The organism is Nocardia sp. NPDC004718, from assembly GCF_053601535.1.
In genome coordinates, this window is sequence record NZ_JBSGCA010000142.1 from 1 (window position 1) to 1,937 (window position 1,937).

Annotated in this window: 2 protein-coding genes; both read left to right on the forward strand. The window is 36.6% G+C overall.

Features of this window, described 5'->3' with window-relative positions:
* Positions 1-595, forward strand: a 595-nt coding sequence (locus tag ACWEH3_RS35980) for a polysaccharide deacetylase family protein (RefSeq protein WP_349063522.1), incomplete at its 5' end; no start/stop codon positions are given.
* A gap of 606 nt (positions 596-1,201) precedes the next feature.
* Positions 1,202-1,882 carry an IS6 family transposase gene (locus tag ACWEH3_RS35985; RefSeq protein WP_452358509.1) on the forward strand — a complete coding sequence of 227 codons (681 nt, stop codon included), beginning with the start codon at positions 1,202-1,204 and terminating at the stop codon, positions 1,880-1,882.
* The last annotated feature ends 55 nt before the right edge of the window (positions 1,883-1,937 follow it).

Genomic DNA, 1,937 nt, shown 5'->3' on the forward strand with positions numbered 1-1,937 from the left:
TATGGTTCCATTGATCGATTCATTCATTAAAAAACATCCCGATTTTTCTTATCAAGGCGCCAAAGGAACATTAGCTTTAACAGGCTATAATGGTGTATTAGGTTACCGTACATCAAAATCAGAATATGGTGATAACGAAAAAACAAACAAAGAAATCGAAGCAGCCAAAAAAGTTGCTGATCAATTAAAGAAAGATGGTTGGAGTTTTGCTTCTCATACTTGGGGACACTTGAATATGACACAAGCTTCTTTAGCCGATATCCAACAAGATAATGAACGTTGGCAAAATGAAGTTGCACCTATTTTAGGCAAAACAAATATTTTGATCTACCCATTTGGCGCTGACATCAGCGATTGGCAACCTTATTCTGAAGCAAATCAAAAATTTGCTTACTTGAAACAACAAGGATTTGATATCTTCTGCAATGTCGATGCCTCAACTCCTGCATGGGGACAACTAGGAACTGACTACTACCGTAACGCCAGAATCAATATTGACGGTATCCGTTTCGAAGCTGACCTAAAAGGAGAAAATCCAATACTTGATCAATTTATCAACGTCAAAGAAGTGTATGACCAAAAAGATCGAGGATAGAGGTTGTGAAAGAAGCGTCCAGCTCCGCCGACAATAAGTAGGAATTAACTATCTAGGAACGCATACCATGCGTAAAACAGGCGCTTATAAGGTCTATACCCAGTCAAACTATAATATTGGTTTAGTGATGCATTTATTAAACCATTCAAGTGAAGCCATGACCTTAACGTATCTTGGATTAGATCAAGCTAGTCGAGAAACGATGTTAGACCAAATTGATTTTGGGTAATGAATGTTTAGAACTTAGTAGTCGTCCAAAAACGACTACTTTTTTTGTTGAATCGTCCTTGGACGATTCGATGCTTTTGACTTGTAAGAACAGAATTGAATGAAGCCATACTGTTCGCATATTTTTAGTGGATGAACAAACAAAATACGAGAGATTTTTTGTTCGTTCATCCAAAAAGAGGGACGATTTCGGAAGAAGAAAATCGTCTCTTTTTTTTCTTCTTTTTGTATGACAAAAAGAAAGATCTTTTGCCCATTTTATTTTTATAAAATGGGTAGGTGGCGTTTGCGTAAAGCAAATCGAGGTTCTGTTGCAAAGTTTTAAATCTACTATCAAATAAGGTAGAATAATAGAAAAAGATAGCAGGAGGAATGACGATGAATCATTTTAAAGGAAAGCAATTTCAGCAGGATGTGATTATTGTAGCCGTGGGCTACTATCTTCGTTATAACCTTAGCTATCGTGAAGTTCAAGAAATCTTATATGATCGTGGCATTAACGTTTCTCATACGACGATTTATCGTTGGGTACAAGAATATGGCAAACTACTCTATCAAATTTGGAAAAAGAAAAATAAAAAATCCTTTTATTCATGGAAAATGGATGAAACGTACATCAAAATCAAAGGTCGTTGGCATTATCTCTATCGTGCAATTGATGCGGATGGATTGACTTTAGACATCTGGCTACGCAAGAAACGGGATACTCAAGCTGCTTATGCGTTCTTGAAACGACTACATAAACAGTTTGGTCAACCAAGAGTAATTGTCACGGATAAAGCGCCCTCTATTGGTTCTGCATTTAGAAAGTTACAGAGTAACGGTTTATATACTAAGACAGAGCATCGAACCGTGAAGTATCTCAATAACCTCATTGAGCAAGACCATCGACCAATCAAACGACGCAATAAATTTTATCGAAGTCTACGAACTGCCTCAACCATGATTAAGGGCATGGAAACAATTCGAGGAATATACAAAAAGAACCGAAGAAATGGAACGCTCTTCGGATTTTCGGTATCTACTGAGATTAAGGTCTTAATGGGAATATTAGATTAAGAACAAGAAGGATTATAAACCTTGTATTTGATTTTTAAACTTTGCAACAGAACCA